Origin of the sequence: Lentzea sp. NPDC102401, from assembly GCF_044765805.1 — a bacterium.
GTDB lineage: Bacteria > Actinomycetota > Actinomycetes > Mycobacteriales > Pseudonocardiaceae > Lentzea > Lentzea sokolovensis.
In genome coordinates this window covers 881,784-897,857 of record NZ_JBIWKS010000002.1, presented here as the reverse complement: position 1 = coordinate 897,857, position 16,074 = coordinate 881,784, and the positions used below count along the sequence as shown (strand labels likewise).

Here is a 16,074-nt window from a genome sequence, read left to right as displayed (position 1 = left end):
CAAAGAAGGTCTCGGGGAAATTAGCCGATCGGTTGATGCGTCACGACGTCGACGCCGTTCACGCTCACCGGCACGACCACGAAACCCTGCCGCGCCAACTCCTCTGCGAGGTGGTCGTACCCGTGGTAGCTCGGGAACGCGTCCCCGGCGGGACACGGCCACTTCCAGCAACCGTGCGCGAGCAGCACCAGCGGCCGTTTGCCGACGAGCGTGCGCGGCGCGTGCACGACCGCGGTGAGTTCGAGATCCGCGACGGGTCCGTCCGGTTCGCTGTGAAAGCCGGGCGCGCGAAAGGCCCGATCACCGGGCGAGTACTCGACCTTCCTGATGCCGGAGCCGAGGCCGCGGAGGTGGTCGGCGCGGCCAGCACCATCGCCATCACGACGGCGGCCGCGGCTCTTCCGATTGCCATGTGCCGATCTCACCCGGAACTTGTGGTCATCCTGTGAGGGAGCTGTCACGGTTCTGCCACAGCGAGATGGCCCGCGAACCTGGCGAACCGCTCCGCCAGCGGTCCCCTGCTCACGACGACCTCGCGCCACAGTGCACGGTGCCCGTCGAGCGAGAACCGGTCGTCCACCAGCACCACCACGAACCCCTGCCGCGCCAGTTCCTGCGCGTACACATCGGATCCGCGGAAGTGGAACACCAGCGGCCGCACACCGACGATCGTGCGCGGCGCGTGCACCACACCGGTCAGCGAACCGGCCTCGTAGCGCGTGGACGTGGTCGCGGGGCGGTAGTCGTCGTCCTGCGAGGGTGCGGCCGCCGTGCTCTGCGCCGTCAGCACCAGGGCGCACGCGACGGCAACAAGGACTCTGCCGAAAACCATGAGCACGATCTCATCGAGTCCGTGTGCACTGAACGTCCGGACTATGTCACGGTTTTGCTACAGCGCCCTCCACGCCGTCGAGCAACACTTTCAATCCGCCACGAAAGTTCTCCACGGCGTCGTTCTCCAGATACGGCAGTTCCGGATCGATAGGCTCTCTATCGTTCTCCAGCAAATGCAGCATGGGGAACTTCTTCGCCAGGTCAGGCTCGATCTCCAGCAGCACCGCGGACCGCGCGTACCACCACTCCTCGTCGGCCTCCCCGGTCGCACCACCGGCCGCACGGGCCTCCGCGACGGTCTGGGCCGCGCCGCGCACGAAGTAGTTGACGGCGCCGACGATGCCGCGCAGTTCCCGGCCGGGCAGCCCGGTCGGCACCAGGATCGCGGCCAGCGCCTCGATCACCGCGAACTCGTGCGGGCCGAGCACCGGGCGCGCCTGCGACACCTGCAGCACCCACGGGTGACGGCCGTAGAACTCCCACATGTCCGTCGCCCACCGCGTGACGGCGGCACGCCAGCCGTCGTCCAGCTCGTACGACGTCGGCAGCTCGGCCATCGCCCGGTCGTACATCAGGTCGACCAGCTCGTTCTTGCCCGGCACGTACGTGTAGAGCGCCATGGCGGTGCGCCCGAGCCGCTCCCCCACCGCGCGCATCGAGAACGCCATGCCGTGCTCGTCGGCGACCGCGATGGCCGCGTCGACGATCGCGTCCACGCTCAGCCCTGGCTTCGGACCGGAACGCTTCTCCGCGACCGATGCCCGCCAGAGCAGCTCGACGGAACGGCGCGGGTCGCCCTGACCTGCGTAGACGACCACGGTTGCGACTCCTTACAACGTAAAGTAACCTTGCCGGTCGATACTTTACGGCATAAAGAAGCAGTTTTGAATCACACACGGGGGAAGCAGCCTTGAACGCTGTCGCCGACAGCCATGACGTGATCCAGGTCCGCGGAGCGAGAGAGAACAACCTCGCGGACGTGTCGCTCGACGTCCCCAAGCGCCGCCTGACCGTCTTCACCGGCGTGTCCGGTTCCGGCAAGTCCTCGCTGGTCTTCGGCACGATCGCGGCCGAGTCCCAGCGGATGATCAACGAGACCTACACCGCGTTCCTGCAGTCGTTCATGCCGTCGATCGGCCGCCCGGACGTCGACGCGCTGCACAACCTGAGCGCGGCGATCATCGTCGACCAGGAACGCATGGGGGCGAACTCCCGCTCCACCGTCGGCACCGCCACCGACGCCCACACCATGCTCCGGATCGTGTTCAGCCGCCTCGGCGAGCCGCACGTCGGCACGTCCGGCGCGTTCAGCTTCAACCTGCCCGAGGGCATGTGCCCGGCCTGCGAGGGCCTGGGCAAGGTCACCACCATCGACGTGGACGCCATCGTCGACAGGAGCAAGTCGCTCGACGACGGCGCGATCGACGCCCCGAACCACGGCGTCGGCACCTGGTACTGGCAGGTCCTCGCGAACTCCGGCCTCTACCCCGCCGACCAGCCGATCTCGACGTTCACCGAACAGCAGCTCGACGACTTCCTCTACAAGCCGACCACGAAGCTGAACGTCAACGGCACCAACGTCACCTACGACGGCCTGATCGCGAAGCTGCAACGCACGATCCTGTCCAAGGACCGCGAGTCCATGCAGCCACACATCCGCGCGTTCGTCGACAAGGCCGTCACCTTCGCGACCTGCCAGGACTGCAAGGGCGCGCGCATCAACCAGGCAGCGTTGAACTCGAAGATCCGCGGCGTGAACATCGCGGACTGCTGCGCCATGCAGATCAGCGACCTCGCGAAGTTCGTGCACGCCATCGACGACCCGTCCGTCGCACCGCTGCTCGCCACCCTGCGCGACACCCTCGACTCGCTGGTCGAGATCGGCCTCGGCTACCTGTCGCTCGACCGCGAGTCCGGCACGCTGTCGGGCGGCGAGTCGCAGCGCGTGAAGATGGTGCGGCACCTGGGTTCCTCGCTCACCGACATCACCTACGTGTTCGACGAACCGACCGTCGGCCTGCACCCGCACGACATCCGGCGGATGAACGACCTCCTGCTCCGCCTGCGGGACAAGGGGAACACCGTCCTCGTCGTGGAGCACAAGCCGGAGACCATCGAGATCGCCGACCACGTCGTCGACCTCGGCCCCGGCGCGGGCGCGGGCGGCGGCCACCTCTGCTACACCGGCGACGTGGCGGGCCTGCGCGCGTCCGGCACGCTGACCGGCCGCCACCTCGACCACCGGGCCAAGCTGCGGTCGGAGTTCCGCTCCCCCAGGGGTTTCCTGACGATCAACGGCGCCCGCACCAACAACCTCAAGGACGTCTCGGTCGACCTGCCGCTCGGAGTGCTGACCGTCGTCACCGGCGTCGCGGGATCCGGCAAGTCGTCGCTCATCCACGGCTCGCTGCGCAAGGGCCCGGACGTCGTGACGGTCGACCAGTCGCCGATCCGCGGCTCGCGCCGGTCCAACCCCGCCACCTACACCGGTCTCCTCGACTCGGTCCGGACGGCCTTCGCCAAGGCCAACGGCGTCAAGGCCGCGTTGTTCAGCGCGAACTCCGAAGGCGCCTGCGAGAACTGCAAGGGCATCGGGCTCGTCTACACCGATCTCGCGATGATGGCCGGCGTCGCCACCGTCTGCGAGAAGTGCGAGGGCAAGCGGTTCACGCCCGAGGTGCTGCGCTACACGTTGCGGGGCAAGAACATCAGCGAGGTGCTCGGCATGTCCGTCGCCGACGCCCGCGACTTCTTCCCGTCCGGCCAGGCCCACGCGGTGCTGAGCCGCCTGCACGACGTCGGCCTGTCGTACCTGTCGCTGGGCCAGCCGCTCACGACGTTGTCCGGCGGTGAACGGCAACGGCTGAAGCTCGCGATCCACATGGCGGAGAAGGCCTCGACGTACGTGCTGGACGAACCCACGTCCGGCCTGCACCTCGCGGACGTCGACCAGTTGCTCGGGCTGCTGGACCAGCTGATCGACGCCGGCAACACGGTGATCGTGATCGAGCACCACCTCGCCGTGATGGCGCACGCTGACTGGATCGTCGACATGGGACCCGGCGCGGGCCACGACGGCGGCCAGGTCGTCTTCTCCGGCACGCCCGGCGAGCTCGTGTCCACTTCGGACACCCTGACCGCCCGGCACCTGAAGGAGTACCTCTCGTGAGCCTGCTGACCGTCACCTCCGTCCGGCCGGTCACCCCGCGCATGACGCGGATGACCTTCACCGGCCCCGGCCTGCACGAGATCGGCACCTGGCCGGACCAGCAGCTCAAGTTGCTCTTCCCACGGCCGGGCGGATCGGCACACGTGTCGGACGCCCCGGACGTCGGCACCTGGTACCAGGCCTACCTGGCCATGCCCGAGTCCGAACGGCCCTGGATGCGCGGCTTCACCGTCCGGTCACTGGCCGACGGCGTGCTGACCGTCGACTTCGTGCTGCACGGCGACAACGGCCCCGCGTCGAAGTGGGCCGCCAACGCACGCGTGGGCCACGTCATCGGCCGGTTCGGGCCGTCCCTCGACTACGCCCGCCCGCTCGGCACCGCGGACCTGCTGGTGTTCGCGGGCGACGAAACGGCGTTGCCCGCGATCGGCTCACTGCTGGAACTGCTGCCCGATTCACAGCAACGACTGGTGTTCGTCGAGGTCGCGGACCCGGTGGAGGAACAGGACATCCCCGGCGTGCGATGGATTCACCGCAGTGCCGGGGAGGACCTGGTCTCGGTGGTGACGGCGGCGCGGGTGCCGTCATCGGTCTGGGTGTGGCTCGGCGGCGAGGCCTCCGCCGTTCGCGCGCTGCGCAGGCACTTCGTCGGCCTCGGAGTGTCCAAGAAGGACATCGAGTTCGCCGGCTACTGGCGGCGGGCCCTCACCCAGGACGACGCCCCGACGTCCGACGACCTCGCCGAGGCCCAGGACCGGATCGCCGCGCTCAGCGAGTGAACTCCAGCAGGCTGCGCCCACCGGCCACCTGGGTCACGGACTCCAGCCGGAGCCCGTGCGCCGCCGCCAGCCGTTCGAAGTCGTGGAGCCCTCGGTCGCGCCCGCCGAAGTGCACAAGCATGACCAGGTCGAACTCGGTGCTCTCCCCGAGGGACTCCACGACGAGGATCCGCCCGTCCGGTGCCGCCTCGACGCAGCGTGCCAGGATCCGGTGCGCCTGCTCGTCGTCCCAGTCGTGCAGGACGTCGAACAGCAGGTAGGCGTCAGCCCCGGCCGGCAACGGGTCGAAGAAGTTGGCCCCGGTCACCTCGACGCGGTCTTCGAGGCCGTACAGGCCGAGCACCGCTCGCGCACCCGCCGCGGTGTCCTCGAGCTCGACGAGGTGGCCGCGCATCGCCGGGTTCGCGGTGAGGATCGCGGCGAGCAGGCCGCCGTGCCCGCCACCGACGTCGACGAGCGTGCTGAAGCGCGACCAGTCGTAGTTCCTGACGACCTGCGGTGTCCAGTTCCGCATGCGGTCGGTCATCTGCCGGTCGAACGCGTCACGCAGATGCCGTTGCTCGGCCAGGTCGGTCCAGAAGTCCTGGCCGTAGCGCACCGGATAGGCGGGCTCGCCGGTGCGGACGCTGTGGATCAGGTCGACGAACGCGAGGTCGGCGCGCCCGGCGGCGGAGTCGTGGTGCAGCAGGTTGTTCAGGCCGTTGCCCGCGTCAGCGCCGAGCAACGAGCCGAAGCCGGTCGTGCGATAGCCGGCGTCCGTTCGTTCGGCCACACCGAGGGTGGTCAGGTGAGCCAGGAGCAGGTCGAGCGCGAGCGGATCGACCTTGAGTTCGGGTGCGAGTTCGTGGGCGGTGGCAGGGTTGTCACGGAGCCGGTCGGGCAGTCCCAGGGTCACGGCGACCCGGAGCGCCATCGGCGTGATCAGCCCGGACATCTCTCGGAGCCGTTGTACGTCGGTGTCCACGTAGACCTACCCTGCCACCACGGGCAACCTGATTTTGGTCAACACTGAAGCAATAGTGGACATGACGTACCGCGTCAGGACGCCTACCGTGTGCATATGAGGACCAACTGGGCTGGCAACGTCACGTTCACCGCGGCCCAGGCCGTGACCCCCACCTCGGCCGAAGACCTGCGTGCGCTCGTGCGCGGTTCGTCGGCCGTGCACGTCGTCGGTTCGGGGCACTCGTTCAGCACGATCGCCGACACGACCGGCACGCTGGTGTCGTTGTCGGCCATGCCGGAGATCTTCGAGGTGTCCGGCCAGACGGTCCGGGTCAGCGCGGGCATGACGCTCGCCGACCTGTCCGTCCGGCTGGAGGCGGCGGGCCTGGCCCTGCACACGCTGCCGTCGTTGCCGCACATCACCGTGGCCGGCGCGATCGCGACCGCCACCCACGGCTCGGGGTCCCGTTCGCTGGCCGGTGCCGTGCGGTCCGTCGAGGTGCTGCGCGGGGACGGTTCGGTCGTCGAGCTTGCTTCCCGTGGCGCGGCCGTGTCGCTGGGCGGACTGGGCGTCATCACCACGGTGACGCTGGACGTGGTGCCGTCGTTCCAGGTAGCGCAGACGGTCTACCAGGACGTCGCGTGGACGACCCTGCTCGTCCAGCTGGAACAGATCTTCGACGGCGCGTACAGCGTGAGCGCGTTCGTCGACTGGCAGGGCGGCGCGACCCTGTGGGTCAAGCACCGCGTCGGCGACGAGGAGTTCCGCTTCCCCGGCCGCCCCGCGTCCGAACCGGCCCACCCGGTGCCCGGCCAGCCCGCGGCCCACTGCACGGTCCAGGGCGGCGTGCCCGGACCGTGGCACGAGCGGCTGCCCCACTTCCGCGCCGAGTTCACCCCGTCGGTCGGCGAGGAGCTCCAGACCGAGTACTTCGTCCCCCGCACCCGCGCGGTGACGGCGTTGCGGGCGCTCGCCGAGATGTCCACGGTGATCTCACCGCTGGTGCAGACCTGCGAGATCCGCACCATCAACGGCGAACCGCAGTGGCTCAGCCCCGCCTACGACCGCGACAGCCTGGCGATCCACTTCACCTGGGTGCCGAACACCCCGGCCGTGCTGCGGATCCTGCCCAGGCTCGAGGAGGCCATCGCGCCGCGGCCGCACTGGGGCAAGCTCTTCACCGTGCCGCCGGCCTTGCTGGCCGCCCGCTACCCGCAGTGGGACGCCTTCCGGGCGTTGCTGCGCGAGCACGACCCGAAAGGCGTCTTCCGCAACGACTTCCTGACGACCTACTTCGGGTCCGCTTCCAGCTGAGGCCCCTTGCCCCGCAGTGCCTCCAGCTCGGCGTCGGAGAACCCGTAGGTCGTCACGACGGTCATCTTCGCGCTGGTGACGACGAGCCCCGGGCCGAACTCCCCGACCACGACGCCGCGCTGGTTCGCCGACTCGAAGAACGGCTTGCCGTCCACGCCGAGATCGACCTCGGACGGCCAGAACAGCGTGCGGCGCTTCTCGCCGGGGTGGAACTCGTGCGCGAACTTCAGCTGGTGCAGGAAGGTGATCCAGCCTTCGGTGATGTCCTCGTAGTAGTCGTCCCACTCGGGCGAGGTGCCCTTGGGCGCGCGGGTCAGCACGACGCGCGTGCCCTCGGGAACGGCGCTCAGTGCGAACGTGTCGTGACCGTGGACGATCAGCGTGGTGCCGTCCTCCTGCGCGTTCTGGAAGTAGATGTGGTCGATCTCGGCGTCGAGCTCCGGGAGGTCCCAGCCGTGCCAGTGGCGCAGCTTCTCCCTGTCGCGGAACGACTGCCACACCTCCTCGACCGGCGCGGCCACGGTGATCTCGATCTGGACGCCTTCGTCACTCATCTGCTACTCCGGGGTGGCCCAGGGCGACCACCCGGTACGGGCGGCCTGACTCGGTGTCGTACTTCAGCGCGATCTGCCGCACCGCTTCGGCCAGGTCGCCGGTGAACTCGTGGACGTCGCCGGGCGCGCCGAACCGGACCGTCGTCTCCACCGTGAACGTGAGCAAGCGCTTTCCCGCGTCGGCCGCGGCGGCCGACATCCGCTCGCCGTCGCGGGCCGCGCCCTCCGCGACGGACACCAGGTGCGTGGCGGCGAACTGATCTTGGACGTCGGCGGCGATCTCGCGACCGGGCTTCGCGCGCAGCACGCGTTCGACGCAGCCGCGCCGCTGGCGTTCCTCGACCAGCTCGACCAGTCCTGCCTGCTCCAGGGCTCGCACGTGGTAGTTGACGCGTTGCCGGGGCAGGTCGAGGACCGCCGCGAGCTGCGTCGCCGAGGCGGGCGATCTCAGCAGCTCCAGCAACGATCTGCGCAACGGCGACAACTCCACGCCCAGCACGGTCCCATTTGACAAAATTGTTTGTCAATACCGGAACGGGACCGGAAACAGTAAGGTTCGTTGACGGTTGCAACAAACCGCCCCACCCTGTGACCGTGAGAACTCCCCTGCTGGTGGCAGCGTTGGCGGCAGCAGCGATCGTTCCTGTGTGGACGGTCGCGGCGCAGGCCGACGTGGTGCCCGGAACCGCTTATCAAGTGACGAACGTCGGCAGCGGAAAGTGCGTGGAGTCGCTGGGAACGACCAACGGCGCACAGCTCCGCCAACAAGGATGCTCCGGACAGACCTGGACCTTCACGCCCACGAGCGACGGGTACTTCACCGTCGGCCAGGGTCAGGTCTGGGACGTCTCGAACGTCTCCGTCGCGGACAACGCGGCTGTCCACATGTGGCAGTCGTTCAACGCGAACAACCAGCAATGGCGCGCCGAAGCGGTCGGCACGGACACCTACCGGTTCGTGAACCGCAACAGCGCCAAGTGCCTCGACGTGCCCGGCGCCTCGACCGGTGACGTCCAGTTGGTCCAGTACACCTGCAACGGGACCAACGCGCAGACCTTCCGCCTCACCGGCGGCACGCAGCAGCCGGGCCAGCCCGACTTCGGCCCGAACGTGCTGATCTTCGATCCGTCGATGTCCTCCGCGACGATCCAGGCGCGGCTCGACGACGTCTTCCGTCAGCAGGAGGAGGGTCAGTACGACGCGCGCCGGTTCGCGATCATGTTCAAGCCGGGCAACTACAACGTCGACGTCAACATCGGCTTCTTCACCCAGGTCCTCGGCCTGGGCCTGCTGCCGGACGGCGTGACGATCAACGGCCAGGTGCACGTCGAGGCCGACTGGTTCGAGGGCAACGCGACGCACAACTTCTGGCGTGGCGCGGAGAACCTCGCGATCCGCCCGCCTTCGGGCACCAACACGTGGGCCGTCTCGCAGGCGTCCGCGATGCGCCGCACCAAGACCTACGGCAACATGCAGCTCGACGACAACGGCTGGTCGAGCGGTGGCTTCCTCGCCGACTCCGTGGTCACGGGCCAGGTCCGCTCCGGTTCGCAGCAGCAGTGGCTGTCGCGCAACACCGAGTGGGGTTCGTGGACGGGCGAGAACTGGAACATGGTGTTCGTCGGTGCCCGCAACGCACCGCAGAACACGTTCCCGGAGCCCCCGTACACGACGGTCGCGCAGACCCCTGTCGTGCGGGAGAAGCCGTTCCTGAACGTCGACGGCAGCGGCAACTACAACGTGTTCGTCCCGGCGCTGCGCTCCAACACCAGCGGCACCACCTGGGCGTCGGGCAACCAGCAGGGCACGAACATCCCGCTGTCCCAGTTCTACATCGCGAAGCCGGGCACCTCGGCGGCGACGATGAACGCGCAGCTCGCGGCCGGCAAGCACCTGCTGCTCACGCCGGGCGTCCACCAGGTCTCGGAGCCCATCCGCGTCACCCGTCCCGACACCGTCGTGATGGGTCTCGGCCTCGCGACCGTCATGCCCACCAACGGCAACATGGCACTCGACGTGGCCGATGTGGACGGTGTGAAGATCGCCGGCCTGCTCCTCGACGCGGCCCCGACCAACTCGCCGCTGCTGGCGCAGATCGGCGCGCCGGGCAGCAACGCCAACCACTCCGCCAACCCGACGTCGGTGCACGACCTGTACGTGCGCATCGGCGGTTCGGCCATCGGGCGGGCCACGACCTCGTTGGTGGTCAACAGCCACAACGTGATCGGCGACCACCTCTGGCTGTGGCGAGGTGACCACTCCATCGGCGTCGGCTGGGACGTGAACCGGGCGGACACCGGCCTGATCGTCAACGGCAACAACGTGACGATGTACGGCCTGTTCGTCGAGCACTACCAGAAGTACCAGACCATCTGGAACGGCCAGGGCGGCCGGACGTACTTCTACCAGAACGAGATGCCGTACGAGGCGCCCGACCAGGCGGCGTGGATGAACGGCTCGACCCGCGGCTACGCGGCGTACAAGGTCGCCAACAACGTCACGACGCACGAGGCGTGGGGCCTGGGCAGTTACATCTTCGCCAACGCCAACCCGAGCGTGGTGGCCGACCGGGCGTTCGAGGTGCCTCAGACGCCCGGCGTGAAGTTCCACAGCATGGTGACGATCTCGTTGGGCGGCAAGGGAACCATCCAGCGAATCATCAACAACACGGGCGGCACGGCCGGTCCCGGTTCCACCGAGGCCTACCTGGCCAACTACCCGTGATGTTTCCCCAAGAATTGATGTTCCACTGAGTGGTTTGAACGACACATCCCCATGTTCCGGTCCGCATAGACTGGAGCATGGGGATTCTTTCTGAGCAGTTGCGCGTCATCGAGGCCCTGAACCCGGTCTACAACGCGTTGACCAGTGTTTTCGAAGTTCGGGACGAGCCAATCGGCCCACTGGCCGGGGTCACGTTCTCAGTCAAGGACAACATCGACGTCGCGGGCTCCGCCACCACGCACGGCCTGAAGTCGCTGGCGGGCAACGTGAAATCCGCGGACGCGCCCGTAGTGGCGCGGCTGAGAGCGGCCGGGGCGACACCGATCGCGCACGCCAACATGCCGACTTTGAACGCCCGTGGCATGCACACGTACAGCGAACTGGCCGGGCACACCATCAACCCGTGGGACGCCACTCTCTCGCCCGGCGGCAGCTCAGGCGGTGACGCGGTCGCCGTGGCCACGGGCATGGTGCACCTCGGGATCGGCAACGACAGCGGCGGCTCGCTGCGGCTGCCGGCGTTCCTGAACGGCGTCTGCGCGCTGAAACCGAGCCACGGCCGCTACCCGCAGGGCAGCGTGCTCGGCCAGCCCGATCCGTCGTTCCCCACCCAGGTCATGACGGTCGAGGGCCCGCTCGCCCGCACCGCCGCCGACCTGTGGAAGGTGCACGGCCTGCTGTGCGGCGCCGATCCCGCTGACCCTCGCACGGTGCCGGTACCGGCCTTCGGCCCACCGGCACCTCGAGTGGCCGGATTCGTGCCGGGCGACCCGGTCGTCGAGGAGGCGGCACAACGCCTGGCGGAGGCCGGGTACGCGGTCGAGGCAGTAGAGGTGCCCAGGCTGGACGAGGCCGCGGACCTGTCCCTGCGGATGATCGCCACGCCGATCGCACTCGGCTACGAGCAGTTCGCCGCGTTCGCCGGGGAGGAGGTCGCGTTGTTCGCCCGCCACCTCCTGGAGGTGCGGCCCGGTCTCGACCTCGCGGAGTTCCTCGCGCTCACCGGCACCCGGCTGGCGATCCAGCGGGAATGGGCGCGGCTGCTCGACCGGTACCCGGTGCTGCTCGGGCCCGTGTCGACCATCGCGTCGTTCGAACCGGACCAGGACCGGCGCAGTCCCGAAGCTCTCGGCGAGTACTTCGACGCGCTGAAGCTGTGCGAGGCGAGCAGCTTCGTCGGCGTGCCGTCGGTCGCGGTGCCGACGGGGCTGCGCGGCGGGCTGCCGACCGGCGTCCAGGTGGTCTCCCGGATGTACCGGGAGGACCTGGCCCTGGACGCCGCCGAGGTCCTCGAAGTCCCGCTCAGCCCAGCCGTTTCGGCCGGTTGACCTTCATCTCGTCCATGTCCGTGACCTTGGCCTTCAGGCCCTGGAAGTCGACGCCGAGCGAGTCGAGGGCCGTGGCCGCGCGCCGCAGCCCCGCCTCGTCGGGCTTCTCGGCGGCGGTCAGGATCACGCGGTAGCTGAAGAAGTCGAGCTTCTCGTCGAACATCAGCGCGCCCTCCTCGCTGAACCCGCCGTCGCGCAGGAAGTCGAAGCCCTTGAGGCGGTCCTGCAACGAGACGCGCTGCTCGGAGGTCAGGTCGGCGAACCGGCCGCGGACGAGTACTCGGTAGGTGTGTTCAGCCACGAGCGAAGATGCTCCCCGAAGGGCCCGCGGTCTGGCGAACGATTTCCCGAGTGCGAAAGAATCGGGACCATGAACGCAAAAGAGCTGGTCACGCGCATCCGGACGGAGCTGCACCCCGGTGAGCACGACAACCTCGTGGTCAAACTGATCGAAACCGGACAGGCTCCGCGCGCGGTGATCGCCACGTTCGCCGCCGAGGAGAACCACATCGTGTCGTCGGACTGGCGAACATTCCTGGCGCTGGCGGCGAAGGCGGAGGAGCCGAACGCGCGGGCGTTCTTCACGTTGCTCGCGGGTGGCGAGGAACTGGTGCTGCCGATGCTGGAGCCGCTGGCGAAGGCGGCGGGCATGTCCGCCAAGGCCTTCCACGGCTACGAGCCGTTCCCCGGCTGCCAGTCCTACCCCGCCTACCAGGCGTGGATGGCGCTCAACGGGGAGCCGACCGACGTGATCCTCGCGATCCTGGCGAACTTCACGGCGTGGGGCGGCTACTGCGCGCGCATGGCGAAGGGGCTGCGCGAGCACTACGGGTTCGACGACGAGGCGTGCGCGTTCGTCGACTTCTTCGCCACGCCCGCACCGCAACTCGAAGACCGTGCGGTCGCCGCGATCCAGGCGTCCCTCGACGCCGGCTGGCAACCGAAGCACGCGTGGCGCTACGGCCGCCTGCTGCAGGCGTACGAACTGCAGTTCTGGTCCACGCTGGCATGACGGACACGGGGGCGGCTCGCGAAAGCCGCCCCCGGCCGCTATCGGGGCAGATAAGCCCGGTGGGCCTTGGAGAACTCGTAGTTGTTGTACTTGTCCCAGTTGATCGACCACGTCATGAGGCCGCGCAGGTTCGGGTAGACGCCCTTCGGCTTGTAGCTGCCACACCGCGTGCCCTTGGTGAGGCAGTCCAGTGCGGTCTGGACGTCCGCGACGGACGTGAACCCGTTGCCCGCGTACTGCGCGGCGGGCAGGCCGATCGCGACCTGGTCCTGCCGCAACGGCGCGAAGACCTTCGACGCGTCACCGCGCACCGGGAACCCGGCGAGCAGCATGTCGGTCATCGCCACGTGGAAGTCCGCGCCGCCCATGTTGTGGTACTGGTTGTCCAGCCCCATCACGGGTCCGGAGTTGTAGTCCTGCACGTGCAGCAACGTCAGGTCGTTGCGCATGGCCTCGATCACCGGCAGGTACGCACCCGTGCGCGCGTCGCCGGTGCCCGTGCCGCCGTAGAACTGGTAGCCGACCTGCACGAAGAACGTCTCCGGTGCCATGGTGAGCACGAAGTTGGCTCCGTAGCGGGACTTCAGCGTCCGCAGCGCCGAGATCAGGTTCACGACCACGGGTGTCGTCGGATTCTTGAAGTCGAGGTCACCGGGGTTCAGCGACAGCGAGTGGCCCTCGAAGTCGACGTCGAGACCGTTCAGGCCGTACTTGTCTATGATGCCGCCGACCGTCCGCACGAACGCGTCGCGCGCCGCGGTGGTCTCCAGCCGCACCTGGCCGTTCTGGCCGCCGATGGAGATGTTGACCTTCTTGCCCTTCGCCTGCTGGGCGCGGATGCCGGCGATGAACTCGGCCTCGGACTCGACGTTCGGGCACTCCGCGACCGGGCACTGGCTGAACCGCAGGTCACCGCTCGTCGCGCTGGTGGGCTCGGCGAACGACAGGTTGATGACGTCCCACTCGTCCGGCACGTCCTTCATGCGGATGAAGCCGGAGCCGTTGGCGAAGCTGGCGTGCAGGTAGCCGACGAGCACCTTGCGCGGCAACTGCCCCGTGGGCGGCTGACCGGTCGTCGTGGTGGTGGTCGTGGTCGTTGTTGTGGTCGTGGTCGTGGTGGTGGTCGAACTGGTCGTCGGGCCGGTGCCACCCGTGCACGCCGCACCGTTGATCGTGCAGTTCGACGGGTCCGCGGTGCCGGCGGCGTTGAAGCCGAACGACACGCTGGCGCCGGGCGCGACCGAGCCGTTGTACTCCCGGTTGACGAACGCGTTGTGGTTGCCGCTCTTGGTGAGCAGCGAGTCCCAGTAGGCGCCGACGGAGGTCGAGGCCGGGTAGTCGAACTCGACCTTCCAGGAGCTGATGGCCGCGCTGGTCTCGTTCTTGATCGTCACCGTCGCGGTGTAGCCGGTGCTCCAGGCCTGCTTGGAGAACGTCGCCGTGACTCCGGCGGCACTGGCGGGGGCGAGGCTCACGATCACGGTGCCGAGCACCAGTGCGGCCACCGCGGATATTCGAGCGAACAACAGCATGGGTTCCATCCCTCACGCGTTGGCGGCCGGCAGGGGGTCACCCCGAATTGGACTAGACCATCTATCGAGAAGTCAAGGTTCTAGACTTCTCGCCGTGCCCCACGCTCGTGCCGCCGACGGAACCAGGCTCTTCTACTCGGTCGAGGGCTCCGGGCCTCCGCTGCTGCTCGTCGCGGGCCAGGCGAACTCGTCGAAGTGGTGGTCACAGGTCCGCGAGGCCTTCTCCGCGCGCTTCACGACGATCGTCACCGACCACCGCGGAACCGGTTCCAGCGACAAGCCGGACGTCCCGTACAGCACCAGAACGTTCGCCGAGGACTGCGTCGCGATCCTGGCCGACGCGGGCATCGACAGGGCGCACGTCTACGGCACGTCGATGGGCGGCCGGATCGCGCAGTGGCTCGCGGCCGCACACGGCGAGCACGTCGACCGGCTCGTACTCGGCTGCACCTCCCCCGGCGGCCCGCACGGCATCGAGCGCAGCGCCGAGGTCCGCAAGTCGCTGGCGCAGGTCGACCCGATGAAGGCGCGCAGGGCGTTGGAAGCGTTGATGTACACACCGGCCTACCGAGGCCCGTACAACACGCTCGGCGACCCGCAGATGCCACCGCACGCACGCAAGCGACACCTCTTCGCGAGCGCCGAGCACGACGCGTGGGACGTGCTGCCGTCGATCGCCGCACCGACCCTGGTCGTGCACGGCACCGAGGACATCTTCAACCCCACGGCCAACGCTCCCCTGATCACGGAGCGGATTCCCGGCGCGGTCATGCACCTGATCGAGGGGGCCCGGCACGGCTACTTCGAGGAGTTCGCGAGCGAGGCGACGCCTCTTGTGGTCGACTTCCTGGAGAGCTAGCTCTTCTCTGGGGGATGAATGCGCAAGGCGCCGATCGTTCTACTCGTCCTGTCCCTGTTCACGTTCCTGCCCGCGCCGGCCACGGCGGCCGCGCTGCCCGGCGGCAAGGCCTACTTCGTCGTCTCGCGCGGCTCGTTCAAGGAGGGCACGGCCAACTGGACCCGGCTGAGCGACTACACGTTCACCGCCGACGGCAAGGTGCGCGCGAACACCTACCTGTGGCAGCAGAGCAAACCGGTCGCGCGGCAGGGCACCGGGCTCACGCCCAACGGCTCGTGCGCGACCAAGTCGCTGACGCCCGAGAAGCCGCTGGTCCGGGCCTGCGAGGTGCTCACAGCGGGCGGGTTCACCGGCGCACCGAACGAGGCGAACACCGGCAACTACCGGATCGACGGCGACCAGCTGCACATCACCTGGAACGTCCCCGGCTGGAACGAGCAGTGGGCGATCATCACGAGTCCCGACGACAAGCTCGCCAGGCTCGACTTCCGCTCCAACGCCCTGGCCACGATCGGCTACGGCTATGGCAGCAACACCCCGCTGAACGTCCGCCGGCAGATGTCGAGCGTGCGGGCCCACCCCGGCGTGCTCCCGCAGGACTCCCAGGGCTGGGAGGGTGGCGCCCCGCACACGAGCCCGCCTTCCGAGCTCACCCCTGGAGACCACATCACGTGCACGATCACGTCGTGGTGCCTGACCTACCTCCAGCCTCATGCGACGAACTCCTGCACCTCAGGCTGCAAGTCGACGAGCACCGACCGCTCGATCCAGTACTACATCGCGCGGATCTCGAACAACGACCGCAGGGACACCCGGTGGCACTGGTGCAGCTGCCTGACCGACGTCGGCGAGAAGGACGAGTTCTGTTACGCGCGGAACTCCCACGTCAAGCCGATGCTGCAGATCCTCGACGACGACGCGCGGTTCCGCGGCTGGGTGGGCGTCGAGGCGTCCTTCGACTACAGGAACGACCGCACCAAGGACATGTTCGGCACGTTCCGCCTCAGCGACTTCCGCTGACTC

General features: G+C 68.4%; 16 protein-coding genes. 8 read left to right on the top strand and 8 right to left on the bottom strand.

The annotated features are described in order from the left end of the window. Nucleotides 1-20 precede the first annotated feature (20 nt). From ACIRG5_RS09700 to ACIRG5_RS09690, 3 genes are read right to left on the bottom strand one after another with little or no spacing between them, the layout of a single operon-like run. Nucleotides 21-425: a hypothetical protein gene (locus tag ACIRG5_RS09700; protein WP_402902665.1), complete on the bottom strand. Its 405-nt coding sequence runs from the start codon at nt 423-425 to the stop codon at nt 21-23. Nucleotides 426-457: 32 nt separating this feature from the next. Then, nucleotides 458-832: a hypothetical protein gene (locus tag ACIRG5_RS09695; RefSeq protein WP_402902663.1), complete on the bottom strand. Its 375-nt coding sequence runs from the start codon at nt 830-832 to the stop codon at nt 458-460. A gap of 46 nt (nt 833-878) precedes the next feature. Beyond that, nucleotides 879-1,652: a TetR/AcrR family transcriptional regulator C-terminal domain-containing protein gene (locus ACIRG5_RS09690; RefSeq protein WP_402902661.1), complete on the bottom strand. Its 774-nt coding sequence runs from the start codon at nt 1,650-1,652 to the stop codon at nt 879-881. A 92-nt stretch (nt 1,653-1,744) separates the two neighbouring features. Here ACIRG5_RS09690 and ACIRG5_RS09685 point away from each other — a divergent pair, with 92 nt between their 5' ends. After that, complete coding sequence (locus ACIRG5_RS09685; RefSeq protein ID WP_402902658.1) at nt 1,745-4,003, top strand: ATP-binding cassette domain-containing protein; 2,259 nt, start codon at nt 1,745-1,747, stop codon at nt 4,001-4,003. After that, nucleotides 4,000-4,782, top strand: a complete 783-nt coding sequence (locus tag ACIRG5_RS09680) for a siderophore-interacting protein (protein WP_402902656.1) — start codon at nt 4,000-4,002, stop codon at nt 4,780-4,782. The genes ACIRG5_RS09685 and ACIRG5_RS09680 overlap by 4 nt, the downstream gene beginning before the upstream one ends. Here ACIRG5_RS09680 and ACIRG5_RS09675 read toward each other — a convergent pair. Continuing rightward, nucleotides 4,772-5,746 carry a methyltransferase gene (locus ACIRG5_RS09675; protein ID WP_402902653.1) on the bottom strand — a complete coding sequence of 325 codons (975 nt, stop codon included), beginning with the start codon at nt 5,744-5,746 and terminating at the stop codon, nt 4,772-4,774. The two genes, ACIRG5_RS09680 and ACIRG5_RS09675, sit on opposite strands and share 11 nt — an antisense overlap. Before the next feature lie 96 nt (nt 5,747-5,842). On the opposite strand from ACIRG5_RS09675, the gene ACIRG5_RS09670 reads away from it, so the two are divergent. Then, nucleotides 5,843-7,042, top strand: a complete 1,200-nt coding sequence (locus tag ACIRG5_RS09670; protein WP_402902650.1) for an FAD-binding protein — start codon at nt 5,843-5,845, stop codon at nt 7,040-7,042. Here the strand turns inward: ACIRG5_RS09670 and ACIRG5_RS09665 are convergent. Together ACIRG5_RS09665 and ACIRG5_RS09660 are read right to left on the bottom strand one after the other, a co-directional pair. Continuing rightward, nucleotides 7,018-7,596 (bottom strand): SRPBCC domain-containing protein, encoded by a 579-nt coding sequence (locus ACIRG5_RS09665; protein ID WP_402902647.1) that lies wholly within the window; start codon nt 7,594-7,596, stop codon nt 7,018-7,020. The two genes, ACIRG5_RS09670 and ACIRG5_RS09665, sit on opposite strands and share 25 nt — an antisense overlap. Then, complete coding sequence (locus tag ACIRG5_RS09660; RefSeq protein ID WP_402902644.1) at nt 7,589-8,095, bottom strand: helix-turn-helix domain-containing protein; 507 nt, start codon at nt 8,093-8,095, stop codon at nt 7,589-7,591. The genes ACIRG5_RS09665 and ACIRG5_RS09660 overlap by 8 nt, the downstream gene beginning before the upstream one ends. A 95-nt stretch (nt 8,096-8,190) precedes the next feature. Here ACIRG5_RS09660 and ACIRG5_RS09655 point away from each other — a divergent pair, with 95 nt between their 5' ends. Further along, nucleotides 8,191-10,320 (top strand): RICIN domain-containing protein, encoded by a 2,130-nt coding sequence (locus tag ACIRG5_RS09655; protein WP_402902641.1) that lies wholly within the window; start codon nt 8,191-8,193, stop codon nt 10,318-10,320. Between the two features lie 77 nt (nt 10,321-10,397). Beyond that, nucleotides 10,398-11,648 (top strand): amidase family protein, encoded by a 1,251-nt coding sequence (locus ACIRG5_RS09650; protein WP_402902639.1) that lies wholly within the window; start codon nt 10,398-10,400, stop codon nt 11,646-11,648. On the opposite strand, the gene ACIRG5_RS09645 is transcribed toward ACIRG5_RS09650, so the two are convergent. Beyond that, nucleotides 11,623-11,949, bottom strand: coding sequence for a DUF6204 family protein (locus ACIRG5_RS09645; protein WP_093587908.1), 327 nt, complete (start codon nt 11,947-11,949; stop codon nt 11,623-11,625). The two genes, ACIRG5_RS09650 and ACIRG5_RS09645, sit on opposite strands and share 26 nt — an antisense overlap. A gap of 69 nt (nt 11,950-12,018) precedes the next feature. Between ACIRG5_RS09645 and ACIRG5_RS09640 the strand changes: the two genes are divergently transcribed. Next, nucleotides 12,019-12,660 (top strand): transcriptional regulator, encoded by a 642-nt coding sequence (locus ACIRG5_RS09640; RefSeq protein WP_402902636.1) that lies wholly within the window; start codon nt 12,019-12,021, stop codon nt 12,658-12,660. 38 nt (nt 12,661-12,698) lie between these two features. Here ACIRG5_RS09640 and ACIRG5_RS09635 read toward each other — a convergent pair whose 3' ends face one another. Continuing rightward, nucleotides 12,699-14,192, bottom strand: a complete 1,494-nt coding sequence (locus tag ACIRG5_RS09635; RefSeq protein WP_402902633.1) for a chitinase — start codon at nt 14,190-14,192, stop codon at nt 12,699-12,701. A 94-nt stretch (nt 14,193-14,286) separates the two neighbouring features. Between ACIRG5_RS09635 and ACIRG5_RS09630 the strand changes: the two genes are divergently transcribed. Next, the gene (locus ACIRG5_RS09630) at nt 14,287-15,051 is read left to right on the top strand and encodes an alpha/beta fold hydrolase (RefSeq protein WP_402902630.1); all 765 of its coding nucleotides are present in this window, start codon (nt 14,287-14,289) and stop codon (nt 15,049-15,051) included. An 18-nt stretch (nt 15,052-15,069) separates the two neighbouring features. Continuing rightward, complete coding sequence (locus ACIRG5_RS09625) at nt 15,070-16,071, top strand: hypothetical protein (RefSeq protein WP_402902627.1); 1,002 nt, start codon at nt 15,070-15,072, stop codon at nt 16,069-16,071. Nucleotides 16,072-16,074 lie beyond the last annotated feature (3 nt).